22 protein-coding genes and 1 pseudogene are annotated in these 19,734 nt (G+C 68.8%); 7 read left to right on the top strand and 16 right to left on the bottom strand.

Going from position 1 to position 19,734, the window contains the following annotated elements:
* The first annotated feature begins 218 nt into the window (after positions 1 to 218).
* Positions 219 to 710: a GbsR/MarR family transcriptional regulator gene (locus tag V6V89_RS08070; protein WP_334618360.1), complete on the top strand. Its 492-nt coding sequence runs from the start codon at positions 219 to 221 to the stop codon at positions 708 to 710.
* 21 nt (positions 711 to 731) lie between these two features.
* Entirely contained in the window at positions 732 to 1,730 is a 999-nt protein-coding gene (locus tag V6V89_RS08065) for a glutathione S-transferase family protein (protein WP_334618359.1), read from the top strand.
* Here the strand turns inward: V6V89_RS08065 and V6V89_RS08060 are convergent.
* The 4 genes from V6V89_RS08060 to V6V89_RS08045 form a co-directional block, all read right to left on the bottom strand.
* Entirely contained in the window at positions 1,720 to 2,346 is a 627-nt protein-coding gene (locus tag V6V89_RS08060) for an NADPH-dependent F420 reductase (protein ID WP_334618358.1), read from the bottom strand. The two genes, V6V89_RS08065 and V6V89_RS08060, sit on opposite strands and share 11 nt — an antisense overlap.
* A 54-nt stretch (positions 2,347 to 2,400) precedes the next feature.
* Positions 2,401 to 3,465, bottom strand: coding sequence for an endonuclease/exonuclease/phosphatase family protein (locus V6V89_RS08055; protein ID WP_334618357.1), 1,065 nt, complete (start codon positions 3,463 to 3,465; stop codon positions 2,401 to 2,403).
* Between the two features lie 67 nt (positions 3,466 to 3,532).
* Positions 3,533 to 3,922, bottom strand: coding sequence for a VOC family protein (locus tag V6V89_RS08050; protein ID WP_334618356.1), 390 nt, complete (start codon positions 3,920 to 3,922; stop codon positions 3,533 to 3,535).
* A 33-nt stretch (positions 3,923 to 3,955) separates the two neighbouring features.
* Positions 3,956 to 5,698: a discoidin domain-containing protein gene (locus tag V6V89_RS08045; RefSeq protein WP_334618355.1), complete on the bottom strand. Its 1,743-nt coding sequence runs from the start codon at positions 5,696 to 5,698 to the stop codon at positions 3,956 to 3,958.
* A gap of 126 nt (positions 5,699 to 5,824) precedes the next feature.
* Here V6V89_RS08045 and V6V89_RS41655 point away from each other — a divergent pair.
* Positions 5,825 to 5,950: pseudogene (locus tag V6V89_RS41655) on the top strand (hypothetical protein); the annotation flags it as partial.
* A 257-nt stretch (positions 5,951 to 6,207) separates the two neighbouring features.
* Here V6V89_RS41655 and V6V89_RS41650 read toward each other — a convergent pair.
* Entirely contained in the window at positions 6,208 to 6,444 is a 237-nt protein-coding gene (locus V6V89_RS41650) for a winged helix-turn-helix domain-containing protein (RefSeq protein WP_442935092.1), read from the bottom strand.
* Between V6V89_RS41650 and V6V89_RS08035 the strand changes: the two genes are divergently transcribed.
* The 3 genes from V6V89_RS08035 to V6V89_RS08025 all read left to right on the top strand — a co-directional run bounded on the left by V6V89_RS08035 (position 6,397) and on the right by V6V89_RS08025 (position 7,734).
* Positions 6,397 to 6,564, top strand: coding sequence for a helix-turn-helix domain-containing protein (locus V6V89_RS08035; protein ID WP_334618353.1), 168 nt, complete (start codon positions 6,397 to 6,399; stop codon positions 6,562 to 6,564). The genes V6V89_RS41650 and V6V89_RS08035 overlap by 48 nt on opposite strands.
* A 198-nt stretch (positions 6,565 to 6,762) precedes the next feature.
* Positions 6,763 to 7,131, top strand: a complete 369-nt coding sequence (locus tag V6V89_RS08030; protein ID WP_334618352.1) for a YciI family protein — start codon at positions 6,763 to 6,765, stop codon at positions 7,129 to 7,131.
* Positions 7,132 to 7,419: 288 nt separating this feature from the next.
* Positions 7,420 to 7,734, top strand: a complete 315-nt coding sequence (locus tag V6V89_RS08025) for a hypothetical protein (protein ID WP_334618351.1) — start codon at positions 7,420 to 7,422, stop codon at positions 7,732 to 7,734.
* 420 nt (positions 7,735 to 8,154) lie between these two features.
* Here V6V89_RS08025 and V6V89_RS08020 read toward each other — a convergent pair whose 3' ends face one another.
* From V6V89_RS08020 to V6V89_RS07975, 11 genes are all read right to left on the bottom strand, one after another.
* Complete coding sequence (locus V6V89_RS08020; RefSeq protein WP_334618350.1) at positions 8,155 to 9,891, bottom strand: ABC transporter ATP-binding protein; 1,737 nt, start codon at positions 9,889 to 9,891, stop codon at positions 8,155 to 8,157.
* Complete coding sequence (locus tag V6V89_RS08015; RefSeq protein ID WP_334618348.1) at positions 9,888 to 11,681, bottom strand: ABC transporter ATP-binding protein; 1,794 nt, start codon at positions 11,679 to 11,681, stop codon at positions 9,888 to 9,890. Before V6V89_RS08015 ends, V6V89_RS08020 begins: the two co-directional genes overlap by 4 nt.
* Before the next feature lie 146 nt (positions 11,682 to 11,827).
* On the bottom strand, positions 11,828 to 12,466 hold the full coding sequence (locus V6V89_RS08010) for a TetR/AcrR family transcriptional regulator (protein ID WP_334618347.1): 639 nt from the start codon (positions 12,464 to 12,466) through the stop codon (positions 11,828 to 11,830).
* A gap of 64 nt (positions 12,467 to 12,530) precedes the next feature.
* Positions 12,531 to 12,692 carry a CGNR zinc finger domain-containing protein gene (locus V6V89_RS41645; RefSeq protein ID WP_442935091.1) on the bottom strand — a complete coding sequence of 54 codons (162 nt, stop codon included), beginning with the start codon at positions 12,690 to 12,692 and terminating at the stop codon, positions 12,531 to 12,533.
* Between the two features lie 15 nt (positions 12,693 to 12,707).
* Complete coding sequence (locus tag V6V89_RS08005) at positions 12,708 to 13,121, bottom strand: NUDIX hydrolase (RefSeq protein ID WP_334618346.1); 414 nt, start codon at positions 13,119 to 13,121, stop codon at positions 12,708 to 12,710.
* Positions 13,122 to 13,362: 241 nt separating this feature from the next.
* Positions 13,363 to 13,881 carry a DinB family protein gene (locus V6V89_RS08000; RefSeq protein WP_334618345.1) on the bottom strand — a complete coding sequence of 173 codons (519 nt, stop codon included), beginning with the start codon at positions 13,879 to 13,881 and terminating at the stop codon, positions 13,363 to 13,365.
* A 68-nt stretch (positions 13,882 to 13,949) separates the two neighbouring features.
* Positions 13,950 to 15,008, bottom strand: coding sequence for an ArsR/SmtB family transcription factor (locus V6V89_RS07995; RefSeq protein WP_334618344.1), 1,059 nt, complete (start codon positions 15,006 to 15,008; stop codon positions 13,950 to 13,952).
* A gap of 274 nt (positions 15,009 to 15,282) precedes the next feature.
* Entirely contained in the window at positions 15,283 to 15,411 is a 129-nt protein-coding gene (locus tag V6V89_RS07990) for a hypothetical protein (protein ID WP_334618343.1), read from the bottom strand.
* 482 nt (positions 15,412 to 15,893) lie between these two features.
* Complete coding sequence (locus V6V89_RS07985) at positions 15,894 to 16,565, bottom strand: hypothetical protein (protein WP_334618342.1); 672 nt, start codon at positions 16,563 to 16,565, stop codon at positions 15,894 to 15,896.
* A 154-nt stretch (positions 16,566 to 16,719) separates the two neighbouring features.
* Positions 16,720 to 17,862, bottom strand: coding sequence for a winged helix DNA-binding domain-containing protein (locus V6V89_RS07980; RefSeq protein WP_334618341.1), 1,143 nt, complete (start codon positions 17,860 to 17,862; stop codon positions 16,720 to 16,722).
* Positions 17,859 to 18,995, bottom strand: coding sequence for an epoxide hydrolase family protein (locus tag V6V89_RS07975; protein WP_334618340.1), 1,137 nt, complete (start codon positions 18,993 to 18,995; stop codon positions 17,859 to 17,861). Before V6V89_RS07975 ends, V6V89_RS07980 begins: the two co-directional genes overlap by 4 nt.
* Positions 18,996 to 19,057: 62 nt before the next feature.
* Here V6V89_RS07975 and V6V89_RS07970 point away from each other — a divergent pair.
* Positions 19,058 to 19,734, top strand: a 677-nt coding sequence (locus V6V89_RS07970) for a helix-turn-helix transcriptional regulator (protein WP_334618339.1), incomplete at its 3' end; no start/stop codon positions are given.

Genomic DNA, 19,734 nt, shown 5'->3' with positions numbered 1-19,734 from the left:
CCTGCCCGGCCGCCGCGTCCCGATCGGGAATGGGAGTCAGCGGCAGGTGCCGCCGTGGCTGGGCCAGCGACTTCAGCGATCTGCTCCTGCCGTGGCCGAGGGCGTAGTCCTCGAAGTGAATCTTGAGCGCCCATCCGTGGGCGCTCGTTTTGGTTTGTTGGCTCTTAATGTTCGCGGTCGGTATCGTGATCTTCACAACCTGGTGAAGGATGGAAAGCATGCGAACCGAGGGTGGCCGCGACGAGGTAGCCGTTCGCCGCTTCGTCGAGCACTTCGCCATGACCTTCGCCGACCTGGGCTTTCCCCGGATGCCCGCCCGAGTGCTCGGCGCTCTGATGGCCGCCGATGAGCCCGGCCTCACCGCTGGCGAGATCGGTGACCGGCTCGGTGTGAGCGCGGCCGCCATCTCCGGCGCGGTGCGCTACCTCGCGCACATCGGCCTGATCGTGCGCGAGCCCGTGCCAGGATCCCGCCGCGACGTCTATCGGATGCCCAACGACACCTGGTACGTGGCCAGCATGGTCAGGAGCGGTGCCTACCAGAAGATCGCGGATGTGGTCTCCGAGGGTGTGAAGGTCGTCGGCGACGAGACCACCGCCCCTGGGCGCCGGGTCGCTGAGATGCGCGACTTCTTCCACTTCATGCAGGCTGAGATGGCGCAAATCCTGGAGAGATGGGAAGAACAGCGCCAGCGTGGTGTCCGGGCCTGAACGACGGGGAACCATTGCCGTATGACGGCCCAATATGTCAGCAGCGGGGAGTTCACCCGTGATCAGCGGTACATCGCCACGAGGATCACCGCGGACGGCCGGGACGGGTATCCGGTCGAGCCGGGCCGGTACCGGCTCATCGTCAGCCGGGCGTGCCCGTGGGCGAGCCGCGCCGTGGTGGTGCGCCGGCTGTTGGGGCTGGAGCACGTGCTGTCGATGGGCATCGCCGGACCGACCCACGACTCCCGGAGTTGGACGTTCGACCTGGATCCCGGCCACCGCGACCCGGTGCTCGGGATCGAACGGCTACAGGAGGCCTACTTCGCGCGGTATCCCGACTACGACCGTGGCATCACGGTGCCGGCGATGGTCGACACGCGCACCGGTCAGGTGGTGACCAACGACTACGCTCAGATCACCCTCGACTTGTCGACCGAGTGGCGGGCGCACCACCGGCCCGGCGCTCCGGACCTGTACCCGGAAGAGCTGCGTGAGGAGATCGACCAGGTCAACCGGGTGGTCTTCGCCGACGTCAACAACGGCGTGTACCGGTGCGGCTTCGCCGGCGGCCAGGAGGCGTACGAGAAGGCGTTCCAGCGGCTCTTCGCCCGGCTGGCCTGGCTGGCTGACCGGCTGAAGGACCAGCGGTATCTCATCGGAGACACGATCACCGAGGCCGACGTGCGGCTCTTCACGACGCTCGTGCGCTTCGACCCGGTCTACCACGGCCACTTCAAGTGCAACCGGTACAAGCTGACCGAGATGCCGGTGCTGTGGGCGTACGCGCGGGATCTCTTTCAGACGCCCGGCTTCGGGGACACCGTCGACTTCGATCACATCAAGCGGCACTACTACCTGGTGCACCGCGACATCAACCCGACGGGCATCGTGCCGGCTGGTCCCGACCTGTCCGGCTGGCTGACGCCGCACGGTCGGGAGGCGCTGGGCGGGCGGCCCTTCGGCAGCGGGAGCCCGCCGGGGCCGCCCAGCCCAGGGGAGACGGTGCCACCTACGGCTTAGCGGACGCGATTCCTTGGCGTACGCCGGCGGCGTCGCGGTCGGTGCCGTACACGGGCGTGCCCGGCTGCTGCCGCCAGCTCTCGTCGAGCGTGCCCGCGTCGACCGGGTCGAAGCCGAGTTCGTCGACCAGGGCCATCACGGTCTGCTTGGCGGTTTCGTCGTCGCCGGCGACCGGCAGCGCGATGCGTCCCGGGTCACCCGCTGGGCGGCCGTGCGAGAGCAGGTGGCCGGATTTGATGTTGTTGAACACCTTGACGACCTTGGCGCCGGGTAGGCCTTCGGCCGTCCAGCGGCTGGAGGTCAGCGACTTGTCCTCCAGTGGGTCGATGTGGCCGTCGCGCTGCGGGTAGTAGTTGTTGGCGTCGACGACGACCTTGTCGTGGAAGGCCTCGGCGGGCAGATCCGGCACCGACCGCACCGGTACGGCGATCACCACGACGTCGCCCGCCGCGGCGGCCTCCTGCACCGTGCCAGCGGTCGCCCCGGTTTCCTGCGCGAGGTCCCTGAGCGTCTCGGGGCCGCGCGAGTTGGCGATCGTGACGTCGTGCCCGAGGTCCTGGAAGCGGCGGGTGAGCGTGCCGCCGATGTGGCCGGAGCCGATAATTCCGATCTTCATGCCTGGTACAACTACCCAACCCGGCGGAGGAATACCGGGGTGTGAGGCGCGAGACTACAGCTCCACGTCGACGCAGGCGGGGTCGTGGTCGGAGCCGTCCCCGCCGATCAGCGTGCGGCGCATCACGTGTGCCGCCGCCACGGTCAGATCGGGGCTAGTCCAGATCTGGTCGTACAGGTTGAAGCTGACCACGCCCTTGGCGCGGTGCCTGTTGGTCCACATGTGGTCGCTGAGGTTGCCGAACGCGTCGTCGACCAACACACCCTTGCGGTTCGGGCCGGCGACGGCGGTGCCGTCGCTGATCTTCTCGGTGAGGCCGAGGTCGCTCAGCGGCGACAGGGTGGGGGCGTCGGGGGCGTCGTTCATGTCGCCGGTGAGCACGATGCGGGTCTCCAGGCGCTGGCGGCGCAGGATCGTCCGGATCGCCTTGGCCTGGAGGGTGCGGCGCTCGGCGATCTCCTCCCGCTCCTTTTCGACCTGCGCGGGCGTGAGCCGGAACTCGTCGGTGATGAAGTTGCTCTTCAGGTGGTTGACGAAGACGCGCAGCGGTTTGCCGTCCGGCGCCATGATCTCGGCTTGCAGCAGGTCGCGCCCGAACACCGCGTCGCCGGTCGGGTCTGGCCAGAACCGCCACGAGCTGACGCGCGTGATCGGCAGCTTGGAGCAGATGGCCACGTCGATGCGGCGGGGGTCGTTGCCTTCGACGACCATCCGGAACGGGTACCGGATGCCGAGGGGCACCAGGTCATCGCGGTGGAAGACGTCGAGCGCGTTCTGGTCTTCGACCTCCTGCAGGCACAGGACGTCGGCGTCGAGGGCGTGGATGCGGCGGGCGATCCAGGCTCGGGCCTTCGGATCTTTGCCGCGCACGAGCTTGCCGCGGAAGGTGCGCAGCACGCCGGACAGCTCGGTGCCGTCGGGCAGGGTGACCTCGATGACGTCGGGCGCGGAGGCCGGCTCGTCGGTGGTCGCGGCGTGTTCGGCGACGGTTTCGGCGGCGCCGTCGGCCGCTGTCAGCGTCGCGACCTTCTTCTGATCGACGGTACGCGCCAGCTCGGTCTGGAATGACCAGCGGGAGAAGAGATTGTTTGCGTTGAACGTCGCGATCCGTATGGCCATCGCGCCCACCCCCCTTACTGTCACGGTAAGGGGTGGCAGGCGCGACTGTTGTCAAATCAGCGACGCTTCACTGGGACGTGGTGCCTTTCCAGTCCACGAGTTGGACGATCACACCGTTCGGGTCGCGCACCTGGAAGGCGCGCTCACCCCATTCCTCGGCAGTCAGCGGCATCGTGATGGTGACGCCTTCGGCCTGGAGCCGGGCCAGTTCGCCTTCGAGGTCGTCGACCTCGAAGGCGAGGATCAGCCCGCTGGCGTGGTCGTCGCGCTGGTCGGCCGGCAGGGTCGGGAGCCCGCGGCGCAGGAAGATGACGTTCATCCCCGCGTCGTCCCGCGTGAGTGACGCGAACCCGTCGGCGGACATCGCCTCGCGAAATCCGAAGTGGTTGATCAGGAAACTGCTGGACGCGGCGACGTCCTCGACATTGAGCGACACCGCGGAGGAGGTGATCTTCACACCTTCATTCTACACCGTATAGAGTAAGCGTTCTTAGCGTGTGCCGAACACCACCCCGCTGGTCAGCCGCGCGGTGCTGAACTGGTTGGCGACCCCGGTGCCTGAAAGGCGGCTCCTTCCCTCGTCGCTGCGCTCCTCAGTCCAGTCGCCGCCGGCCCCAGGGCCACATCGGTCGACGGTCACGCGGACGTAGCGGCCGAGCCCTGTGAACTCCACCCTGCCCGCGCCGGTGCGGTCGGTCGTGCCCGACGCCATGGGAGTCCAGCGCCGGCCATCCGCCGAGGCCTCCACCCGGTATCCGACCGCGTGCCGGGTCGCGAAGTCGAACTCGACGCCGGTCAACTCACGCAGCCGGCTCAGGTCGACCCGCCAGGCGGGCTGCCGCGCCCCGCGTACCGGTGTCCACCGCCGCCCCTCCGCGTGGTCGAGCGGGATCTCCTCCGCTGTGTAGCGGGTGTAGTTGTAGAGCTTCTTGGCCTGTGGCAGGGGCCGGCCGGTCACCTTCGCGGCCAGGTCGCACGCCCCGCTGGCGTACAGGTACGCCCGGCTGCCCATCACGTAGTCGACGACCTCGACACGGTCGTCGCCGCAGATGTCACCGCGCACCATCCGCCCGTCGACCGGGAAGGTCGCGATCCGCTGGCCGGTGCCATCCCAGATGCCGGCTACCTCGCCGCAGCCCCGGTTCCACGCGAGCAGCAGGTCGCGATAGGTGCCGTCCCAGTTGTGCAGCGGCTCCACCACGCTGCCCCAGCAGCCGAGCGTGGAGCGCTGCTCCTTCCACAGCGTCTCGCCGGTCGACGACACCAGGTACAGCGAGTCCCTGCCGGTCGTGGCGGTGCGGTCGACCCGGTCGAGTCCGGCCAGTTCCAGGCCCGGCAGGTCGGGGCGGAAGTCGCCGAGCCCAACCTGTTGCGCCTCGACCGCGTCGAGGTTCTTCCACAGCACGCTGCCGTCCGACCGGTACGCGTTGGTGCTGTCGCCGCCCAGCCCCGCGCCGCCGAACACCACGTCTTCGCGCCCGTCGCCGTCGATGTCGCCGACTCCGATGGAGTCGGGGTGGTCGGCCATGTCGGCGGTCCACACCAACTCGCCGTCGGGCGTCACGAAGTCGTACCCGGCCAGCAGCTCCTGCCGACCGTCGTCGTCGAAGTCGTGCGGATACGGCCGGTGGCCGACCACGCCCGTGTGCGTCCACAGAAGATTGCCCTGGTCGTCGACCGCCCAGACCTGGTTGTACCGGTCCTTGAAGACGATGTCGCGAGGACGGTCGAGCCCGCGGAAGTTGGCGATGACGAACGTGTCCCACGCGTTCGGGCCGGGCACCGGAAACGCCCGCACCAGCTGGCCGGTCTGCCCGTCGAACACCCGGAACTCGCCCTCCATGACGGCAAGCACCTCGTTGTCGCCGTCGCCATCGAGGTCGTAGATCTCGGCGGGGATGTCGGTGCCGTTGTTGGTGACCCGGGGATCGGGGGTGCCCACCTGCCAGAGCTGAGCGCCGGTGCCGAAGTCGTACGCGGTCAGCGCCTGCACCTGGCGGCCGATGAACCGGTCGTCGGCGGAGTACGTCGGCTGCATGGTGACGACGTCGAGGCGGCCGTCGCCGGTGACGTCACCGAGCAACAGGCGCGCCCCCGTGCCGCCCGCACTGGTGTCGATGCTGGTGACGAGCAACGGCTCGACGGATGGTGCCGGTGCGGCTGCCGCAGGAGCCGCGCCGAGTGTGGCAATCACGGCCGCCGTCACCAGCGCGGACGATGCGATGCGTTTCATGCTCCAGCCCCCTGTGCACGCAACATTCAAGGAGGTCACATCGATAACCACCGCATCGTGGCACGTTCGTTGATCCGTTTCAACCCTCCGACGGCTTATCTCATGGCGGCTCGGGCATAGACGGACATGCGCGCGACCTCGAACGGCTTCCGCGGCACCAGCGACGGCTGGACCGACCTGCGCGACGGCCGGCTCGATCACCAGTACCGCGCGGCCGCCGCCGGAAACCTGGTGCGGACCGCGCGGTTACGCTTCAGCAGCAAGGGCAGAGCACGCTCGGCTTCGGACCCGAAACCGGTCCGCGCTGCGCACTGCCCGCGGGTCGCTCGCGGCCCGATTCCCCGCCGTTTTCAAGGGATACGCGGACAGTTGGCACCGCCATCTCGATGGCTTGACGGCACCACCCGCCACCGACCGCGCCTTCACCGGCCTGCTTCTCGGGCTCGGGGCGCTCGCGCTACTACAGAGGTTGAATGGTCAGGGTTATGGCGGCGGGTCCGGGTCGAGGGTCACGCCGGTGCCTCCCGTCGCCAGGTCGCGGCCGTTTCCTCGTCGCGTTCGACCGGGCGGTGCTTGGGGATCTGTGGGCTGAACCCGATGGGGTGCAGGGTTCGAGTTCGCCCCCGACGGCAGCGGCAACTATCCGTCCAAGGTGACTTCGGGGCGGTGAGCCTCGGCGCAGCGGCCCGCTCACCCTGTTGACTCCGCAGGAGCTGCAGGTCGTACGGCTGGCCGCCGCCGGTCACACGAACAAGGAGATCGCCGCACAGCTCTTCCTCAGCCCACGGACCGTCGGCCACCACCTCTACAAGGCGTACCCGAAGCTCGGCGTCACCGGGCGCGCCGAGCTGGCCCACCTCGACTAGGCCCGTCACCACCGGATCGCCGCCTGGACCTCGCCTCGGCTCGGCTCGACATGATCGACAGGACAGGGCCTAGTGGCCGACGCCGGTCGTCGGTTTCCCGGACACCAGTCACGATGACTGATGCGATCAGCGGTGAGCCCCGCCTAGCGTTTCGGGCATCCAGGCAGCGGCCGTCGGCCGTACGACGAGGAGACGACAATGACGAAGTATTTCCTGAGCCTCCCGCACGACTCCGCCGAGGAGCCGACGATGGAGGGCATGGACCCCGCGGAGCTGCAGGAGGTCATGGCCGCGGTCGGTGCGTTCAACACCGCCCTTCAGGAGGCGGGCGCGTTCGTTACCGCTGGAGGCCTGCAGCCACCGTCGAGCGCGACCACGGTGGACTACTCCGGAGACAGCCCCGTACTCACACCGGGCCCGTTCGTCGAGGCCGATGAGTACCTTGGTGGCTTCTGGATCATCGAGGCCGAAAACGACGACGTCGCCATCGAATGGACCAAGCAGGCCTCGAGGGCACTGCGATGCAGGATCGAGGTACGTGCCCTCCAGGAGGAGCCCGCAGCCTGACGGTCCGGCCGGCGACCCCTCAATGCGACATTGATGAACCGGAAGGGCGGCGTCGGGGCCTGGCTACCGGCTACCTGATCGGCGCCATCGGCGCAGGCGCATGTGTCGTGGCAGCGACCACAGAGAGCTTCGGTCTCCTGATCGCCAGCATGGCCTCGCTCGGTGCATCATCGGCGTCAACGAACAGTTGCCGATACGTGGCCCCCGACCTCGCCCCGAAGGACCGCCGCGCCATCACGCTGTCGATGGTGGTGTGGATAGCCACGGTGGGTGCGGTGGTGGGGCCACATGGTCGGCCCGGCCCAGGCCGTGTCCACACGGCTCGGCCTGCACCCGCTGGCGGGGCCGCTGTCAATCCTCATCCTCGACGAGGCCGTGTCCAACCTGGACGCGGAGAACGAGGAGGCGTTGCAGGCCGCCATCCGCGCGGTGCGGCGGGGCCGGACGACGCTGCTGATCGCCCACCGGTTCTCCACGATCCGCAGCGCCGACCGGATCGTCGTGTTGCGCGACGGCCGGGCGGTCGAGCAGGGCACCGACGAGGAGTTGCGGTGCGCCGGCGGCGAGTACGCCCGCCTGCTGCACCACCAGGCGATGGGCTAACGGCGCCGCTACCGGGCGGCGTTCGCCACCACCGTCCGCAGCACGTCGGTGGTCACTGCCAACGCGATTCCGGAAGCGCGGGCCAGCGTCGCTGGACCTGGCGGACCGCGCGGTACAAAGGATCGTCCTGGCCTGCGCGGTCGTCTACCGCCTGCGGGTTCACGCCGGTTACCGCGAACATGTCGTTCACCCAGAACGGCTCCGCCGCCGTGCGGTACGCGTCATAGGCCAGGCGGGCGCGGCGGGACCACGCCAGCGCCAGCAGCCGTGAGTCGTGAGTCGTGAGTCGTGGTGATTTTGCGCCGCGTGTTTCTCCGCCAGCAGCGCCGCGGCCCAACAGGCGGCGCGCAGGTTCCGCGCCCGCCGGGGCGTGAGCACATCGCAGAAGAGGGCCCGCGGTCCCCGGCTCGTACCGACCGTTCATGCCCGCGATCTCGAGAGCTGCCAACCTGTTGCCTGGGACCGGCGGGCGTAGAAGCCGGCGTAGCGGCCGCCACGGGCGATGAGCTCGTCGTGGGTGCCGAGTTCGACCACCTCACCGCCGTCGAGCACGGCGATCCGGTCGGCGCGCGCGATGGTGGAAAGCCGGTGCGCGATCACCACGATCGTCTTGCCCCGGGCGGCGAGCGTCGCGACGCCGGCCGCGACGGCCGCCTCGTTCTCCGGGTCCAGGGCCGCGGTTATCTCGTCGAGCAGCACGATCGGCGCGTCCTTCACCAACGCGCGTGCGATCGCGACGCGCTGGCGTTCACCGCCGGACAGTGACATCCCACCCTCGCCGACCCTGGTGTCCCATCCGCCGGGCAGACGTTCGACGACCTCGTCGAGCCGGGCGGTGACCATCGCCTCGCGCACCTGCCCGTCCGTGGCGTTTGGAGCCGCCAGCCGCACGTTCTCCTCGATGGTGCCGTCGAACAGGTAGGTGTCTTGGAAGACGATCGCGATGTGACTCATCAGATCTGCCGACGTGAGGTCGCGGACGTCCGTGCCGCCTACCCGTACCGCGCCCCGATCGACGTCCCAGAACCGCGAGACGAGCCGCAGAATCGTGGTCTTGCCGGCGCCGGAAGGGCCGACCAACGCGGTCATCGCACCGGCCGGCATCCGCAGGTTGAGCCCACGCAGCACAGGCCTGCCGTCGTAGGCGAACCAGACATCGTCGAACGCGATGTCGGTCGCGGATGGCAGGACCGTCGCGTCGGGCTCGGCAAGTGGGGCCGCGGTGAGCACCTCCGACACACGCTCGATCGCCACGTCGGCCACCCGGATGGTGCCGAACAGGTTGCCTATCTGCGCCAACGGTTCGACGAATCTGGCGGCCAGCACGAGCAACGCCACCGCTTCGGCGACCGTCAGGCTGTCGCGCCGAGCCAACCAGGTGCCGGTGACCAACACGATGGTGAAACCGATCTGCACCACGGCGACGTATACCAGTTGCGGCATCGTGTGCCTGGTCAGCGCGGCGCGGAAGGTGCGCCGCTGCTCGTCCAACGCGCGCTCCAACGGCCCGAACCCCGCCATCGCCCGGCCGGTGGCGCGCAGGACGGGTTGGGCCTGGGCGAACTCGATCGCCCGGCCTGCCGCGTCAGCGGAGGCAGCGTCCATGATGGCTTGGGTATCCCGGACTACCGGCCCGGACCATCTGTTCACCACCATCGCGGCCGGCACGGTAACCAGGAAGGCGATGCCCATCCGCCAGTCCACCAGGAACACACCGGCGACGACAGTCGCCGGTGTGACGATCGACTGCACCAGCTCGGGCCAGACGTGCGAGACGACGCCCGACGCCGATGGCGTGGACTGCGCGACCGTACGCGCGATGCCTCCGGACTTGTTCCCTACATACCAGCCGAGCGGCAGTCGCGCCAGGTGGCTGCCGATGTCGTGCTGCAGGGTGCGCATGATGCCGTTGGCCGTCCGGTACCCCAGTGACTTGGCCCACCACACGGCACCCAGATAGGCGATCCCGAGCAATCCCACCACGCCGAGCCAACGGGCCGCGGCGTAGTAGTCCGCCGGCGTGGCAAGCACCGTCCGCAGCAGTGGAACGATGGTCAGCAGGAGACACCCTTGCAGCACTCCGACGACCACGTACCTCGCGCCCAACAGGCGCAGCGTGCGTCGATGGGGCCAGATGCGCGACAAACGACCGATCATCGGGCTGCCTCCACCGCCGTCTGCTGGACCGACCACATCCGCGCGTACCTGCCGTTCCGCTCGACCAGCTGGTCATGGGTGCCTCGCTCGACGATGTGGCCGCCGTCGAGCACGAGGATCTGGTCGGCGCGGGCGATGGTGTGCAGCCGGTGCGCGACGACCAGAAGGGTCCGGCCGCTGGTCAGCTCCGCCAACGCCTGCTGCACGGCGATCTCGTTGTCCGGGTCGACATAGGCGGTCGCCTCGTCAAGGAGGACGATCGGTGCGTCCTGCAATATCGCGCGGGCGATGGTCAGCCGTTGCCGCTCTCCTCCCGACAGCACGCCACCACGATTGGTGACCACTGTGTCGTAGCCGTCCGGCAGCGATTGGATGACATCGTGGATCCGCGCGGCCCGCGCGGCCTCCTCGATCGCGGTGTCGCTCGCGTCGGGTCGGCCGAGGCGGAGATTTTCCCGGATCGTGTCGCGCACCAGCACCACGTCCTGGAACACGATGGCGACCAGCCGCAGTAGCTCGGCCGGCGGGATGTCGCGGACGTCGACGCCGCCGATGCTGATCGCACCGCCGGTCACGTCGAAGAAGCGTGGCACCAGCCGGGTCAGCGTGGTCTTGCCAGAGCCGGACGGGCCCACCACGGCGGTGATCGCGCCTTGCGGGCAGTGTGCGCTGATCCGCCGGAGCACCTGGTTGTCGCCGTCGTAGGAGAACTCCACGTCGGTGAAGCGCAGGTCATACACGCTCGGCACCCGCGCGATGGTTGGTGCCGGCAGTGAAGGCTCGGCGAGCACCTCTGACACGTGCCGGGCGGCGAGGCTCGCCTTGCGCAGCAGCTGCGTGCCCTGAACCAACGTCATGAACGGGGCCGGTAAACCGACTCCGACCAGTACGAACGGCAGCAGGTCGACCGGTGCCAGCCAGCCCGCGGCGGCGAACCCGGTGCCGGCGCCGAGCACGACCACCAGCACCGACGCCGGTGACAGCAGCGCCATGCTGGCGAACATCGCCCGGCCGGCCTCTGCCGTCCACGCCGCCAGCGCGTCGCAGAATTCGTCAACCGCCGCGGAGAACCGCCGGTACGCATGGCCGCTCCGCCCGTACGTCTTGATGACTTGGATGCCGTCGACGTACTCGATGGCGGCATTGTTGATTTTGCGTTGAGCGCCGATGAGCTGCGCCATCCGGGCGGGCATGGTGCGATGTGCGATCCGGATCGCCACGGCCGCGAGCGGCAGTATCGCGATCGTCACGAGGGTCATCGAGATGTCGACCGTGGCGAGATAGACCACCGCGGCGAGCGGGAGGCCGAGCGCACCGGCGACATCGAGCAGGGCATGGGCGACCAGGTGGTGCATGTCCTCGATATCGTCGTCCATGACCTTTTTGAGCTCGCCCGAGCCGCGGCCAGCGAACCAGCCGAGCGGCACCCCGGCCATGTGCCGGGCCAGCTGGGCCCGAAGATGCCGTTGCAGGTCGGCGTCGGCGTAGTGGGTGATCAGGCTGGCCAGCACCAGCAGGCCGAGCCGGCCGGCAGCGCCAAGCACGCCGGCACCAACCCACCACAGGACCGCGGACCGTTCTGTCGGGCCGTTCGCCAGCAGCGACGTGGCGATCTCCGCCACCGCCACGTATGGCAGCAGGCCAAGCGCCGAGCTTACGAACGACAGCCCTGCACCGAGATACAGCCGTCGGCGGACCGGGCCGAGGAGCTGCCTCGACCCGGATCCGGTGCGTTCGCCACCGCCTCGCCCCGGTCGCCGCTGACCGGCCGGCACATCGACGCTATTCACCCGCTCTCCTCCCGCGCGCCAGGATGCGTACGGGTGTACGCGACCCGTGCGTACGACTGTACGCACGTGGCGACTGGGGATGCAAACGGAAACCGTTACCAACTATCCGCGCGTGGGGCCGCCACCAGGCTGGGCGCGTTCCGCGCTCAAGCGAGGAAGCCGTCGACCAAGGCGAGCAGGCCCGCCCGGAAGCTTTCGTGAGGGTCCAGCCGAGCCACCGCCTCCTCGACTCGCGCGATCTCCGGGAACGACTCCCGATCACCCCCGGCCGCCACGTACGCCGCCCGCGACCGCTGCGCCAGGCCGAGGTCGCCTGCGACGACCACATGGCCCCACAGGTATTGCCATATCGCCGCGTGGAAACGCGCGGCCGCCTCCGGCTCGAGACCCGCCCGCGCCATCGCCCGGTACAACGCCTCGGACAGGCGTAGCGCACCCGGCCGCAGCAGTTCGTCGCCGGCGAGCATCAGCTCGACCACCCACCGGTTGCCGTCGACCACCTCGTGCGCTCGCTCCACCGTGGCGATGATCGCCTCCCGTGGCGGCAGGTCGTCGTCCGGCGGAGCCACCAAGTCGGAAACCTCGTCGAGAAGCAGGTCGAGGAGGTCCCGCCGGTCGGCGACATGTCGGTACAGCGACATGGGGGCGGTGTCCAACTCTTCCGCCAGCCGCCGCATCGACAGGGCCGCCACGCCCTCGCGTTGCACAAGCCCCAAACCTGCCACCGCGATGCGACGCCGGGAGAGCCGTACCCCTGGCGTGCGCGATGTCGCCGCTGTACCCATGCCCCCAGTCTGCCGACCACCGCGACGTCGTGCGAGTGCCGCCCGCCGTCGCGAACCCCTCGCGTCAGGTCCGGCGCCGGCTGCGGTACGTGGCTACCTTGGCGCGCGCCGTACAGGAGGCGTTGCAGTAGCGACGGGACGCGTTGCGAGTGGTGTCCACATACACGGCTTCGCAACCGTGGGCCTGGCACTGCCCAAGCCGACCGTCGCGCCGCAAGCGTCGCACCGCATTGCGGGCCGCCTACGTGGCCTGGGCGGAGAGCCTGGCGTACCAGCTCAGGATGGATTTCTTGTACCCATCCGGCATGGGCAGCGCCGAGACCTCAGCCTCGGTGAACAGGCCAGCCTCTTTGTGTTCGTGGCTGACGACAGGGGCCACGTCGGTGTCAAGGCGACAGCCGTAAGTAATGATCAAGACATCTACGCCATCGCGGATGTGGTACTGCCAGACGTCCAGCAGCGGCCCGGTGGTGACCTGCCAGCTGCCCTCCTCGGCGATCTCCCGGGCAACGCACTGGGCCGGTTCTTCGCCGAGTTCAAGTTTCCCGCCGGGCAGTTCCCACTCGTCGCGCTCGTTGCGTAGCAGTAGCACGCGGCCATCATGGATCACGACGCCTTTGACGGATACGGGGAAAAGATGCGGCTGGTAGCTCATTACCGGCCTCCTTCCGCTGCCACGTCGCCCGCCAGAGCCGTGCCGGGAACCTACCACCGTCAACCACGGAGCCAGGGCCGACCAGGTCCCGGTCGGCGCTGATCTGCTGCCGCCCGCCCTCGTTGATCTCTTCGGTCCACACAACCCAGGTGATCTACTCCGGGGCGGTCGCCGTTACCGGTAGTGACACCGTGAACCTGACCACAGTGGACGACCAGACGTTCTGCACAGTGCTCTTGGCTTACGGGTGGGCCGCGGTGAACCCGCCGAGGTGGAGGGCCGCGTGCCGATACGGCCGCTGACCGGGGACGGTCATCGCAGGCTGCACGAGAGCACCCAGGCCCGCCTGCCACGCCTCGTCGTCGTGGCGGGACAGCTCATCCACCATGGCCCGGTGGACCACGTCGAATCGGCTCAGCAGAAGCTCGACCGGCAACACCCGACCGGCGGCCACACCGGCGGCGTTTAGCAGCCGGCCGATCGCTGGCTCCTCCCACCACGGGTCCTGGCTCCAATGCCGCCGCCCCCGGGTCATCTCTGCGATCACCGCGAGGTTGATCTCGTCCCACATGAGGACGTGCGCGACGAGGTCGCGTAACGACTCGCACGAGTCGCCGAGCGGGCGGCCGTCGACCGGGTACGGGGCGGTTAGTTCGTCCTCAGCGCGATCTTTGACCAGTTCCGTCAGCAACCGGTGGTCGGCGACGATCTGCTGGCGCGCCTCATCGAGCGACAAAACCAGTAGGGGTTCAGCTGCCATACCGGCCAACATAAGTCGAGCGGGCTCCCGACCGGCGATGTCTGCCGAATCTGGGCAGTCTTGCGGCGTCAGCGGCGAAGCGCGTCGAGCAGGTCCGCGCCCAGGACCTGGATCGCCGCCTCGTCCAGTGAGTACCGGACGAAGTGCCCGACCCGCTGGGCACGCACCAGCTCGGCGTCGCGCAGTACCGACAGGTGCTTGGTGACGGCCGACTCGGTAAACCGCCACAGCCGTGCGATCTCTCGTGCGGATCGCGGCTCCACGGCGATCGCCCGGCAGATCTCCAGCCGGGCGGGGTGTGCCAGCGCGCCGAGCCGGCGAAGGGTCAGCCGCCGGTCGGCGGCGCGCTGCGGCACCGGAAACGGATAGTGAACGACCACCGGTCTGTCCGCCTCGTCCGCGACGTACACGTGTGGGCTGCCGAAATGAGTCGGCACCAGCACTATCCCGCGGCCTGCGACCGTTAATGTCTTGTTTTGGAATTTGTCGATGGTCACTCGACCACCGGGCTCGACCCTGATGGCCGGCGACACGTCCCGCAATGCGATCGGCCATGGGCCGCGGCGAGTGCGTGCGCGGATCTCGGCGTGAAGGGCCGGGGCCGACCGCTCCCACTCGTCACGGAAGCACAAGGACCAGAACCGCCGCAGCACGCCGATGAGCGCGCCACGCGCCTTCTCCGGGTTGTCAAGGACGGTTTGGACCACGCGCGTCGCCGCCGAGCCACGAGCCCGTGCCAGAGCGACGATCTCCGCATGTACGCGCTGGTCGGCGATCCGGCGGGACCTGCCCCGGACTCGCAGCAGCGGGCGCAGTGTCAGCTCCGCGAACCGCGCTGGCGCGAGCTGATCCAGACCGGCTAGCCAGTCGTCCCTGCAGCGTGTCCCAGCAAATGTCGGATCCGCAAGCCATACCGGACGGATGGCGCAGACGGTAAACGACCACGCCCGAAGCGCCGCCATCAGGTCTGCGGGAAGGGCCTTCTTCACGGCGGCCACCCAGCCCGCCCGGTCGGGATGGTGGTCGGACTCGACCAGGACGTGCCAGGCCCATGCCAACTCCACCAGAGGTGAGGCCGCAAAGGTGATTTCGGTGGCGTCCTCCGGAATCAACACAGAGATTGGCATACGTGGGACGCTACCTTCGGCGCTGACGAGGCGGCTTCTTGCTGATCTTCAACCACAGCGCGAAATTACGAGCCTCAGCCCGACCAGCGACATGCCAAGGAACCTCGACCAGCGCAAGAAACGAAACCACGCCAGCAATTCGTACACATAGGACCGTGGTGACGCCGTACTCGTCGAGGACCCGGTACGGCAGCAGCCGCTCGCCGGCGGCTACCTGACCGCACCGCGGGTTCGGCGAGCCTGCGGTATCACCGTCCTAACCCACAGCATCCGGTTAGTCGCGCGGCGGCTCGTCCCTGCGCCGTCCCGGTACGCCGACCGTGCCGACATAATCGGTCGCCAACACGAGGATGAGTGCGGGTAGCGATGCCCAGAGCGGCAGGTACCGTTCGTAGCCAAGCATGCGCGCCACGATGCTCACCAATACGAAGATCGCAACCAGGAGCGCAAGGTGGCGGAGCCAGGTGCGCATCGGTGGTGACATCGCGAACAAACGCCTTCCAAGGGGTTCGGCGACGAGTGGTAGCAGGTCCGGTCGGTGGTGGAAGCGTATCAGCGTCTACTGATGGTCGTGATCTCCGGAAATCCGACCGGGTCGCAAGTGGTGAACGTGGGGTCGGCAGGGACCACGTCGAGGAGCGGGTCAGCGATGAGCTGGCTGATCAGCAACGTACCGCCACCGATCCCGGCCCAATGAGGATCGACGTCCCAGCCAACACACCAGGCATGATCGGCAGGCCAGACGAACGCCGGTTGCACCGACCTGGACGAGCTCACACTGCCCAGCCGCTGCGCCGATCTGGTGGTCAGCAGTCTCGTCCTGCACTATGTCGCCGACTACCCGGCGTTGGGGAGTCGTTGCGATGACTTGAGGGACGCCCTTGGTCATGAGGGGGTGGCTTGAGCGAGGAGGGCGTCGGCCTTGGCCTTGAGCAGCGGCACGGATGCGGCGTCCGATGTGGACAGCAGCGTGTGGAGGAGGGTGGCGGCGCCGGGGGAGTCGCCGCCGGCCGGTAGCGCTTCGGCAAGCCGCAGGTTCGCGATGAACACTCCCCGGGGATCGCCAGCCTCGACCATGAGCCGGAGCCCTTCGCGCGCCTCGGCCATGGCGGCCGGTACGTTGCCGTACGCGCGCCGCAACCGGCTGTGGTGGATGAGTAGCCAGCCGACGCCGTGCGCGTTGTTGGCCGCGTCGGTTACCTCCAGCGCCCGCCTGTACGTCGATTTGGCCAGGTCCAGCTTGCCAAGCGAGGTCGCGCAGTCCAAGGTGCGGACCAGCAGGGCCCGCTGGATCTCGGTGTTCCACAGCGTCTGTGCGTGGCCCAGCGCCTGCTCCAAAAGCGGCAGCGCTTCGCCAGCATCGTGCCCACCGCGGACACCTACACCACCGTTCTGCCCGCCGCCCAGCACAAAGCGCTGGACGTCGCCGTCGACGAACTCGTCATCGTCGACGGCCCCAACCCCGACCCGCCCGCCGACGTCGAATCCAGCGACGACGCCGTGGTATTCGCCCTCGTCGCGTGGATCGCCGGGCTTGTCTGTTAGCTCGTCGGCCATGTCTGCGATCGAACCGCTGACCCGCCCCGTCTTGATCGGCAACGGCGAGGCCCTGGCGTTGTGCCACACGGGGTCAGCCGCCTGGGCGTGGGACCTATGCCGGTTCGGCGGGGTCCGGCGTGCCGCGGGTGTGACCTGCGGGCTAGTTAATTGTTTAGGCGTGTGGGCCGATGTGGATGCGGCCGATGGCCAGTGAGGGGGTGCCTTCGAGGATCTGCCCGACCCGTTCGACCTGCTCGTCCAGCGCCCGTTTGCGGGCGGCGTCGAGCTGGATGAGGGGTTCGACGGTGATGGTGAGCCGGCGTCCGGATCGGCGCTGGTGCCACACCCCGGCGACGGTGTCGTCAACCAGCAGGACCGGGTAGCTCCCGGCCTGGCCTCCGCCGAGTGCGCGCTGACCGGCCAGTCCTGGGAAGAGTCGCTCACGCGGGTGGCAGCCGATTGTGTACGCCTCGAAGTACGGCAGCAGCCACAAACCGCTCACTGTGTCTGTCGGGAAGTCGGTGTCCCCGGCCACGACGTACCCCAATTTGCCGTCAACGGTGACCTGCTCCAGGTCCAGGGAGTCGAACAGTTCCTGAGCCCACCGTTTGGGGGCCGCCAGCCACTGGGCCAGGTGCGCGGGCGTGGCCGGCCCGTACGCGTGCAGGTAGCGGCGGACCAGTTCGGCGAGCGCGGCCTGGGAGTCCATGGGCGCGAAGCCGGGTAGCCAGCGCGCCGGGCTGGTGTAGGTCGTGGTTCTGCCGCGGTTGGGCCCGTAGCACATCGCGCCGCGCCGGGTCGCGGCTCCCATCGCGGCGATCCATCGCGGCCATTTGCCCTGGAAGGCGTCCATTACCCGGTCCCCGGCCCACGGGCCGGTCCGGGCGGTGACCTGGTCGGTCAGTTCCTCGGTGGTCAGATCGCCGTCCAGCAACGCGTCCGCGATGGCCGTGACTACCTGATCGGTCTGGTCGGGGGTGAGCAACTCGCGGTTCTGCTCGTACGGTGGCGGCGGTACCGCGGACAGCGCCCCGGTCCACAGCGGCAGGTCGGTGGCGGCGAGCAGATGCACCGTGCCGCGTGGCCCGCGGGTTTTCACCAGCGTGCGATCGGTCCACAGTGCCCGCCGCACCGTCGTGCGGGTGGCGTCGGCGACCCGCAGCCCCAGGGACAGTTCGGCGGCTGAGATCACTTGGGCGTGCACCCCGCACATGGCGGACGCCACCGTGGCGAGTTGGCCGGCGGGCGCCGGCGCCTGAAGCGAGTGCCGCTCCAGGCGCCGGGCGCACACCTGTGCCCAGGTCAGGTCCGTCATCGCAAAGTTCCGAAGAACGCCCGGATGTCGGCTGCGTGATCGTGCGGCACTTCCATCGCCACGAAGTGGCCGCCGGGGTTGTCCTGCGGCCAGTGCACGATGGTGTTGTCCCGCTCGGCGAGGCGGCGCATCAGGGCCGAGCCGCCGCCGTACACGCCGGACGGCACCGGCTGCTGCCCCTTCGGCCAGGCAAAACCACCGTCCTCGGCCAGGGTCACCCGGTCGTACATCGGCCACGAGGACGACGCCGAAGTGCCGGTGAACCAGTACAACGACGCGTTGGTCAGCATCAGGTCACGGTCGATGGCCTGCTCAGGCGTGTCCACCGTGATGGCGAACTCCTTGAACTTGTGGATCAGCCAGGCGAGCAACCCGGTCGGCGAGTCGTTCCAGGCGTAGGCGAAGGTTTGCGGCGCGGCCCGTAGAAGCGCGTGATGGTCCACGCCGCCGCTCATCCACTGCTGCATCATCTGCCACTCGGCCAGTTCGGCGTCGTTCATGTCCGGCACGTCGGCCTCGGTCGGAAACCCGAAGCCGCCGTCGATGTGCACGCCGACGACGTGCTCCGGGTCGGCCATGGCCACCGCCGGCGCGATGTAGGCGCCGAGATCGCCGCCCTGGGTGCCGTACCGGTCGTAGCCGAGCCGGCGCATCAGTTCGGCCCACATCCGGGCGACCCGCTCGACCGTGAAGCCGGTTTGCGGTGGAGCATCGGAGAATCCGTAGCCCGGCACCGACGGCACCACGACGTGAAAGGCGTGCGCCGGGTCGGCACCGTGCGTGCGGGGATCGGTCAGCGGGCCGATCACGTCGGCGAACTCGACGAACGAGTTCGGCCAGCCGTGCGTGAGGATCAGGGGCAACGCGTCCGGCTCCGGCGAGCGGACGTGCAGAAAGTGCACGTCCAGGCCGTCGATGTCCTCGATGAACTGGGGAAACTCGTTCAACCGCGCCTCGGCCGCCCGCCAGTCGTACGTCGTGGCCCAATGCTCGACCAGGTCCCGCAGGTAATCCAGCGGAACGCCGCGGCTCCAGCCGTCGCCGGGCAGTTGCCGCGGCCAGCGGGTGCGGGCGAGCCGGTCACGCAGGTCGTCAAGGTCGGTCTGCGGAATGTCGATCCGGAAGGGCGTCATGGAAACCACGCTACAGGCCATGTAGGTCAGCTTCTGTCACACATGGCGGGCATCCTTGAGCCATGTCCTCAGATACCCCGGGCCGGCTGCTGACCCTCTTGTCGTTGTTGCAGGCACCCCGCGAGTGGCCGGGCAGCGAGCTGGCCGCGCGGCTGGGGGTGAGTCTGCGCACCGTCCGCCGCGACGTGGACCGGCTGCGCGAACTCGGATATCCGGTGCACGCCGCGATGGGCGCGACCGGCGGGTACCGGCTGGTCGCCGGCGAGGCGATGCCGCCGCTGCTACTGGACGACGAGGAGGCGGTCGCGATCGCGGTAGGGCTACGCGCCGCAGCCGGGCACGCGGTGGCCGGCATCGAGGAGGCGTCGGTACGCGCCCTGGCCAAGATCGAGCAGGTGCTGCCCGCCAAGCTGCGGCACCGAGTCGCCGCACTCGGCGCGGCCACCGAGCCGCTCCTAACCTGGGATCGGCCAGCCGTCGACCCCGAACGGCTGACCACGCTCGCCGCGGCCATCACCAACCGGGAACGGCTGCGATTCACCTACCGCCGTCGACCGGATAGGGGAACCAACGTCACCGATCCCGAAGCGCTGTCACAGATGGACATCCCGGCCACGAGACCTGCGTGGAAGTCCACAAGGCACGAGAAGGTGACCCTCATGAAGCTCTTCCCTACCCCGAGTTCCGCAGTTCGTAGGCACGCGAGTGTGATCGGTTCTGAGTCGTTGCTGGTCAGCGA

Origin of the sequence: Micromonospora sp. CPCC 206061, from assembly GCF_036906915.1 — a bacterium.
Lineage (GTDB): Bacteria > Actinomycetota > Actinomycetes > Mycobacteriales > Micromonosporaceae > Phytohabitans.
This window is presented reverse-complemented; position numbering and strand designations above follow the sequence as displayed.

What these genes read in the sequence shown, in the direction of transcription:
- V6V89_RS08070 (WP_334618360.1), top strand. Translation starts at nt 219, where the DNA reads ATGCGAACCGAGGGTGGCCGCGACGAGGTAGCCGTTCGCCGCTTCGTC.
- V6V89_RS08065 (WP_334618359.1), top strand. Translation starts at nt 732, where the DNA reads ATGACGGCCCAATATGTCAGCAGCGGGGAGTTCACCCGTGATCAGCGG.
- V6V89_RS08060 (WP_334618358.1), bottom strand. Translation starts at nt 2,346, where the DNA reads ATGAAGATCGGAATTATCGGCTCCGGCCACATCGGCGGCACGCTCACC.
- V6V89_RS08055 (WP_334618357.1), bottom strand. Translation starts at nt 3,465, where the DNA reads ATGGCCATACGGATCGCGACGTTCAACGCAAACAATCTCTTCTCCCGC.
- V6V89_RS08045 (WP_334618355.1), bottom strand. Translation starts at nt 5,698, where the DNA reads ATGAAACGCATCGCATCGTCCGCGCTGGTGACGGCGGCCGTGATTGCC.
- V6V89_RS08030 (WP_334618352.1), top strand. Translation starts at nt 6,763, where the DNA reads ATGACGAAGTATTTCCTGAGCCTCCCGCACGACTCCGCCGAGGAGCCG.
- V6V89_RS08025 (WP_334618351.1), top strand. Translation starts at nt 7,420, where the DNA reads ATGGTCGGCCCGGCCCAGGCCGTGTCCACACGGCTCGGCCTGCACCCG.
- V6V89_RS08020 (WP_334618350.1), bottom strand. Translation starts at nt 9,891, where the DNA reads ATGATCGGTCGTTTGTCGCGCATCTGGCCCCATCGACGCACGCTGCGC.
- V6V89_RS08010 (WP_334618347.1), bottom strand. Translation starts at nt 12,466, where the DNA reads ATGGGTACAGCGGCGACATCGCGCACGCCAGGGGTACGGCTCTCCCGG.
- V6V89_RS08005 (WP_334618346.1), bottom strand. Translation starts at nt 13,121, where the DNA reads ATGAGCTACCAGCCGCATCTTTTCCCCGTATCCGTCAAAGGCGTCGTG.
- V6V89_RS08000 (WP_334618345.1), bottom strand. Translation starts at nt 13,881, where the DNA reads ATGGCAGCTGAACCCCTACTGGTTTTGTCGCTCGATGAGGCGCGCCAG.
- V6V89_RS07995 (WP_334618344.1), bottom strand. Translation starts at nt 15,008, where the DNA reads ATGCCAATCTCTGTGTTGATTCCGGAGGACGCCACCGAAATCACCTTT.
- V6V89_RS07990 (WP_334618343.1), bottom strand. Translation starts at nt 15,411, where the DNA reads ATGCTTGGCTACGAACGGTACCTGCCGCTCTGGGCATCGCTACCCGCA.
- V6V89_RS07985 (WP_334618342.1), bottom strand. Translation starts at nt 16,565, where the DNA reads ATGGCCGACGAGCTAACAGACAAGCCCGGCGATCCACGCGACGAGGGC.
- V6V89_RS07980 (WP_334618341.1), bottom strand. Translation starts at nt 17,862, where the DNA reads ATGACGGACCTGACCTGGGCACAGGTGTGCGCCCGGCGCCTGGAGCGG.
- V6V89_RS07975 (WP_334618340.1), bottom strand. Translation starts at nt 18,995, where the DNA reads ATGACGCCCTTCCGGATCGACATTCCGCAGACCGACCTTGACGACCTG.